Annotated in this window: 6 protein-coding genes and 1 rRNA gene; 2 read left to right on the top strand and 5 right to left on the bottom strand. The window is 49.5% G+C overall.

The annotated features are described in order from the left end of the window. A 16S ribosomal RNA gene (locus tag Q334_RS0104040) occupies positions 1-108 on the bottom strand; the annotation flags it as partial. 510 nt (positions 109-618) lie between these two features. After that, on the bottom strand, positions 619-1,911 hold the full coding sequence (tyrS, locus tag Q334_RS0104035) for a tyrosine--tRNA ligase (RefSeq protein WP_027312093.1): 1,293 nt from the start codon (positions 1,909-1,911) through the stop codon (positions 619-621). A gap of 206 nt (positions 1,912-2,117) precedes the next feature. On the opposite strand from tyrS, the gene Q334_RS0104030 reads away from it, so the two are divergent. Continuing rightward, positions 2,118-3,818 carry a peptidoglycan DD-metalloendopeptidase family protein gene (locus tag Q334_RS0104030; protein ID WP_081414322.1) on the top strand — a complete coding sequence of 567 codons (1,701 nt, stop codon included), beginning with the start codon at positions 2,118-2,120 and terminating at the stop codon, positions 3,816-3,818. Between the two features lies 1 nt (position 3,819). Continuing rightward, positions 3,820-4,908: an anhydro-N-acetylmuramic acid kinase gene (locus Q334_RS0104025; protein WP_027312091.1), complete on the top strand. Its 1,089-nt coding sequence runs from the start codon at positions 3,820-3,822 to the stop codon at positions 4,906-4,908. A gap of 8 nt (positions 4,909-4,916) precedes the next feature. Here Q334_RS0104025 and Q334_RS0104020 read toward each other — a convergent pair whose 3' ends face one another. The 3 genes from Q334_RS0104020 to argC all read right to left on the bottom strand — a co-directional run bounded on the left by Q334_RS0104020 (position 4,917) and on the right by argC (position 6,843). Then, on the bottom strand, positions 4,917-5,345 hold the full coding sequence (locus tag Q334_RS0104020) for a DsrE family protein (RefSeq protein WP_027312090.1): 429 nt from the start codon (positions 5,343-5,345) through the stop codon (positions 4,917-4,919). Positions 5,346-5,355: 10 nt separating this feature from the next. Next, complete coding sequence (erpA, locus tag Q334_RS0104015; RefSeq protein WP_027312089.1) at positions 5,356-5,703, bottom strand: iron-sulfur cluster insertion protein ErpA; 348 nt, start codon at positions 5,701-5,703, stop codon at positions 5,356-5,358. 108 nt (positions 5,704-5,811) lie between these two features. After that, a complete protein-coding gene (argC, locus tag Q334_RS0104010; RefSeq protein WP_027312088.1) occupies positions 5,812-6,843 on the bottom strand; it encodes an N-acetyl-gamma-glutamyl-phosphate reductase in 1,032 nt (343 codons plus the stop codon). Positions 6,844-6,891 lie beyond the last annotated feature (48 nt).

Here is a 6,891-nt window from a genome sequence, read left to right as displayed (position 1 = left end):
CCGCCGCTCGTCACCCAAGAAGCAAGCTTCTCTGTGCTACCGCCCGACTTGCATGTGTTAGGCCTGCCGCCAGCGTTCAATCTGAGCCATGATCAAACTCTTCAGTTTAAATCATTCGACACTGGAATAAGTGTCTAAGCTTGGCTCAAAGACGCAATAATCAATTACTGAAATAATTCAATGAATTGAGGTATTTGTCTCTGAATATCTTTGGTGATACCAGGACAAACGCCCACACGAATTACCTGATCAAATTTTTAAAGAGCATCGAAACGAGGCGCACATCTTACCAGCCTCGATCCTGTTGTCAAGCACCGTTTTTGGCAGTGCTGAGTGATTCGATAAACCAGGATCACTCTCTTAGCCTGACTGCTTTCGCTGATCACTTCAGACTCTTAAGAATCAAAAAGTGTTTATTTATCAGTGAGTTATCAGTGCTAAGTTTTCAACCGGAGCCAACGTCGCCGTTGGTGGAGGCGCATTATAGAGATCCCCGCAAAGGCGTCAACCCCTATTTCTGATTTATTTCACCAACCAAAAGAAAAGCCAGGACAAACCTGGCTTTTCATCTCATTACTTAAAGCAAGTAGAGCAAGCAATATAAGGAGGCAAAATATGTTACGCCCAACGCAGAAGATGGATGTTCTTCTTTCCACGCTTGAGCACAAAGTAACGCCCATAAAGCGCCTCAGAGGGAGAAAGCACCCGCTCAACGCTATTTTCTTTCTCACCATTGACCGTAACAGCGTTACCTTCAACAAACTTACGCGCCTGACCAACCGTCACTTCTCCACGGGGAGTCAAGGCCAAACCAGTTTCAACCAAAGCATCAAGCAGGGCAATGCTATCGCCATGAACTTCAGTAGAGGGCATTCCGTCCTGAGCTAACTGTTCAAAATCAGCTTCAGTCAGATCACTCAACTCACCACTAAACATGGCCTGACTAATGCGCTCAGCCGATGCCAATCCCTCGTCGCCATGAACCATACGAGTCACTTCGCGCGCCAGAACACCCTGTGCAGAACGCCGCCCTTGCACCTGCGCATCCGCTGCTTCTATAGCATTAATTTCTTCCACACTCAGGAAAGTAAAGAACTTCAAGAAGCGATAAACGTCAGCATCGGCGGTATTGATCCAGAATTGGTAGAAGGCATAAGGTGAGGTTTTCTTTGGATCCAACCACACCGCACCACTCTCAGTCTTACCAAACTTAGTTCCATCTGCTTTGGTAATCAGCGGCACCGTCAGCCCAAACACCTGCTTTGCATTCATTCGACGAGTAAGATCAATCCCACCCGTAATATTCCCCCACTGATCACTCCCCCCTACCTGCAGAGTACAGTCATACATTTTATTCAACTGCTGGAAATCATAAGATTGCAGGATCATGTAGGTGAACTCAGTAAAAGATATACCTGAGTCATCACGTTCAATGCGCTGTTTAACGGACTCTTTCGCAATCATTTGATTGACCGAGAAGTGTTTGCCGATATCACGCAAAAACGTCAACACATCTACTTCCGCCGTCCAGTCCAGATTATTTACCAGACGCGCAGCATTAGCTGACTCATTAAAATCTATAAACCGTGATAGCTGCGCTTTGAGACGCTCAGCCCACATTGCTACAACATCAGAGGTATTTAATTTACGTTCCTGAGCTTTAAAACTAGGATCACCAATCAGCCCAGTCGCCCCACCAACCAACGCAATAGGGGTATGCCCAGCCATTTGAAAGCGTCGCAACATCAATAACGGCACCAAGTGCCCCAAATGCAAACTATCAGCAGTCGGATCGAAGCCGCAATAAAGCGTTCTTGAGCCTTCAGCAAGGTGCTTCATCAGCTCCTCTTCCGAGGTCATTTGGGCAATCAAGCCCCGCGCTTTTAAGTCTTCAATCAGTGCACTGCTCATGCTGTTTCCATCTCCAAGATCGGTCTAACCACTACGCCCTCTGCTGAGCGAAGGGGGCATTCTACCCCTAAGCCCTACACCAAGAAAGAAAGTCACGCCGCAAATCAAGTTCTTTCGCATAAAGTAGTGATTCTTGGCGCCATACACGGTTATAATCGCGTCGGTTTAGCACTTACAATTACATATACAACGCGGTATCAGGGTTCATGGTTATAAACATTTTGGGAAGGCTACCCAGGCTTCATCTCGCTGCTATTGTTTGCATCGCAGCGCTTGTCATAGCTCTTATTTTTCTCCCCGTTCAACAAGATGTTTCTGCAACTCGCTCTCCCGAGAATGAGCAGAGTTCCATTAGTCTTCGCCTGGAGCTAACACCTCCCACCCCACCTTTGGCTGGCGAAGCACCAGACTCTATTCGCCAACTGAACAGCACACTGGGCACTGATGCCGGGGCGGGAAAATTCCCTATTCCGCTAAAAATGATTGCTCCCCAGGCTCAATCTGATGCGGAAGAAGTAGACACTGAAGAGACTACGGACGACGCTGAAACCGCCACATTAGGCTCCGAGGATGAACTAGCCAAAGAAGAGGAAGCGCTATCTGACGCTAAGCTGCAATCCTTATTTTCAGATGAAGAGATCGCCACTCTTGACACTCAAGAAAGCGCCCCCCAAGCAGGCGACATTCAAGAAAGCGATACTCTGACAGCACAAGATGACAAAACTGCAAACATCGCTAGTGCAGAGTCTGCCAACCATACCTCTGCTACTCAGCAGGCTACAAAAGCCAATACCACTACAACTCAGCAAGGTGATGCCTGGCTGCAGATTACCGTCAAGTCAGGCGACAACCTGAGTAGCGTATTTGAACGTGCAGGCCTGACCGTAGCGCAGGCTATTGAAATCGATAACGCATTTAAGAAGGAACGTCCTTTCCGTCGCATGCGTCCCGGTGATGTTTTTGCGTTCCAAATTGATGGTGACTCTCTCAGCAAGCTTAAGTACAGCGCCGGTGAACTTAATACGCTCTTCATCGCCCGGAGTAACAAAGGCTATGAGCTAAGTGAAGAAGTAATCGCACCAGAAGTACGACCACGAGTCATTCAAGCCACTGTCAAAGACTCTTTGTTTAACGCTGCCAAAGACGCGGGCGTGCCTTATCGCTTAGTCGCACAAATGGCCAGCCTATTTAACAATGATGTCGATTTCCGCTCCGATGTGCGCAAAGGCGACACCTTTACCATCGTATTTGAAGAACAATTCCTAAAAGGCAAACGCATTGGCCAGGGCAACATTCTAGCGGCGCGTTATACCAATAAGGGAACGGCCTACTATGCCATTCGTCACGAAAATAGCTCCGGTGAAGTGAGTTATTACGATTTGAATGGCGAGGGCAAGCAAAAAGCCTTTGATCGCTATCCGATTGCTGGCGCACGCATCAGTTCCCATTTCAGCCTGGCACGCAAGCATCCCAAACTGGGCGTGACTCGCCCTCATAAAGGAACTGACTTTGTTGCCCCTTATGGCACGCCTATAAAAGCAACAGGTTACGGCAAAGTCATTCACGTAGGGCGTCAAGGGGCATACGGCAATACCGTTGTGATTGCGCATGGCAATGGAGTCAGCACACTCTATGCTCACATGAAAGGCTTTGCCAAAGGACTCTCGCTTGGCGACAAGGTCAAGCGTGGACAAGTAATAGGCTATTTGGGCAACACCGGTCTCTCTACTGGTCCTCACCTGCACTATGAGTTCCGCAAAAACGGCGCACATCAGAACCCGCTTAAGGTAGCACTGCCCAAATCAGATGGCCTGGATGGCAAAGAGAAGAAGCGCTTTGTTGCCAAAGCACAGAAATTGCAGGCGGCAATGGATGGCAAAATTACTGTCGTTGCTGCGCTGAAATAAAATGTATATCGGCCTTATGTCAGGCACTAGCCTGGATGGTGTAGACGCCATCCAGGTGGATTTTTCCGCATCTTCTCCTCAAGTTCTTCACCAATACAGCCTCCCTTACCCAGAAGATTTACGCCGAGAGCTGCTCGCACTATGTAGCAGCAGCAATGATGAAATTGAGCGCATGGGTAACGCAGATATTATGCTTGGTCGCTTTTATGCCGATGCAGTTATAGAGCTCTTACGCCAAAGCCAAACCCCTACCGCACAAATCATTGCCATTGGCTGCCATGGCCAAACGATTCGCCACCGCCCTGATCAAGCACAACCTTTTAGCTTACAGATCGGCGACCCTAATACGTTAGCCACTCTCACCAACATTCCAGTTGTTGCTGACTTCCGACGCAAAGATATGGCTCTCGGCGGCCAAGGGGCCCCCTTGGTTCCCGCATTTCACCAGCACCTATTTGCCCATCCACAGCGGAACCGAGTTATTGTCAATATCGGCGGCATTGCCAACCTAACTCTACTCAAGCAACAACAGGTACTGGGCTTTGATACCGGTCCTGGCAACTGCTTACTGGATTACTGGTGCCAACTGCATCTGCACAAAGCTTATGACAAAGCGGGTGCCTGGAGCGCCGTCCATGAGGTTGACAGCGATTTATTGCAACAGTTAATGGCCGAGCCTTACTTTCAACGCCCCTATCCTAAAAGCACCGGGCGCGAGCTCTTTAATCCTACCTGGCTAGCTGCACATATAAAGGATAAAAACCTTTCAGCAGGAGTGATCCAGGCCACGTTATGTGAGCTTAGCGCGCAAAGCATTGCGCAGCCTATTCGCCAGCTATGCGACCAAGCCGACATCTACCTCTGTGGTGGAGGGGCATTTAATCAGGATTTAGTACGGCGCTTAACCCGCCTATTGCCCGAGTATCGCATCGAAGAAACAAGCGCTTTAGGGCTCCCTGCCCAATGGGTAGAGAGCTGTGCTTTTGCCTGGTTAGCCAAACAATACATGGAGCGCATGGCTGGCAACTGCCCCGCCGTCACCGGAGCTACGCGACCCGCTGTATTGGGTGGGCTCTATTTGCCAGATTGAACTATGAGCTAGAAACGGCTTAAGCCTTGAGCTTTAAGCTGCTCTTCTTCGGCAGGACCGTAGGGAATCGTTTCCACAAAAGCAGGCAAATCTCCGCGCCCAATACCGTGATCACGCATCCAAGTTTCACAGATGCGCAAGTCAATTACATTGAAAGCATCAAGACGCGCGGCCAAGTCGACCAACGCTTTATTCTGTGGATAGTTATTACGGGTAAAGAAGCCTACCTCTTCACCATGCAAAACCATCGTGATGGGAGGATAGTCCGGAAAAGGACTCCCCTGCTGCTCAAGCAAAGCCTCTGCCCGCTGCAGGATTGATGAAATTTCATCAGCACTACGCAGACTTAACTCTGCCAAGTAGCGCGGCGGCGCCTCCGCAACCTCTGTTGCCGATAGCATAGGGCTTAAAAACAATAACAGGAGCGCGCGCCACATGGTGAGTTACTCAAACACTGAAAGATGAACCGCAACCACAGGTTGTAGTGGCATTAGGGTTAGTAATTTTAAATTGCGAGCCATGCAGCCCCTCACTGTAATCCACTTCCGAGCCACTTAAGTACTGGAAGCTCAGCGAGTCCACTACCATCATTACCCCTTCACGCTCCACCACGGCATCATCTTCGGCCACCTTTTCATCAAAGGTAAAGCCATATGAAAAACCGGAGCAACCACCACCCGTCACAAATACGCGCAGTTTTAAGTTGGGATTCTCTTCTTCTTCCAGCAACGATCTTACTTTGCGCACCGCACTATCGGTAATACTAAGGGGCACGCCAAAATCATGCTCAGCCATTGGCTACCACTCCTAAAACCAAGCAAATTACTAAGGTATTACACTATAACACAGGCAAGCCCATGTGAATATCCAGCTAGATAAGGGCTTGCCTGCTTTTTACAAGGTTTAGGGCATTAATGCTACAGAGTCGAGACCCAAGTTTTCAGCGAAGCCGCACATGATATTCATATTTTGTACTGCCTGCCCTGCTGCCCCCTTGACCAGGTTATCAATGACCGACAGCACCACGACCGTATCATCATTTTGCGGGCGATGAACGGCAATTCGACAAACATTCGCTCCCCGCACCGAGCGGGTTTCCGGATGACTGCCGGCAGGTAATACATCGACAAAAGGCTCATTGGCATAGCGCTGTTCAAACAAGCTTTGTAGCTGATCAGTCGGATCCTTTAAGCGCGCATACAGAGTGGCATGAATACCACGAATCATCGGCACCAAATGAGGTACAAAGGTGAGCCCCACCGGGCGACCTGACATCTTCGCCAAGCCTTGACGGATTTCTGGCAGATGACGATGGCCAGGCACACCATAGGCCCTAAACGACTCACTGGTTTCACAAAGCAAGGATGCCACTTTGGCACCTCGCCCAGCACCACTCACTCCCGACTTACAATCAGCCACAAGATAACGATTATCGACCAAGCCCGCTTCCAGCAATGGTAAAAAGCCCAACTGTACGGCGGTTGGATAACAACCCGGATTAGCCACCAATCGCGCCTTCGCAATAGCTTCACGATTCATTTCGGGTAAGCCATAAACCGCTTCAGCCAATACTGCTTCACAGGCATGCTCCATGCCATACCATTGCTGCCACTGCGCCGGATCTTGCAAACGAAAGTCAGCTGCCAGATCCACCACTTTCACGCCGGCATCCAACAGTTCAGGCACCTGCTGCATCGCCACACCATTAGGGGTGGCAAAGAAAACCAAGTCACACTGTGTTAAGCTAGCGACATCTGGATTTGAGAACGCAAGATCAACGTGTCCGCGCAAATTAGGGTACATGTCCGCGACGGGCATACCCGCTTCGGATCGCGAAGTGATGACCTGTAAGGAAACCTGAGGATGTTTGGCCAGAATACGCAGCAGTTCGACGCCTGTATAACCTGTGCCACCCACGATACCTACTTTAATCACCGACTTCCCCTTAGCGTGTTCACACGCACTAATCTGCTTTGGCAAGGC

This window comes from Balneatrix alpica DSM 16621 (genome assembly GCF_000619885.1).
GTDB classification, from domain to species: domain Bacteria; phylum Pseudomonadota; class Gammaproteobacteria; order Pseudomonadales; family Balneatricaceae; genus Balneatrix; species Balneatrix alpica.
The sequence above is the reverse complement of the archived record's forward strand: the minus strand, read 5'-3'. Positions and strand labels throughout refer to the sequence as shown.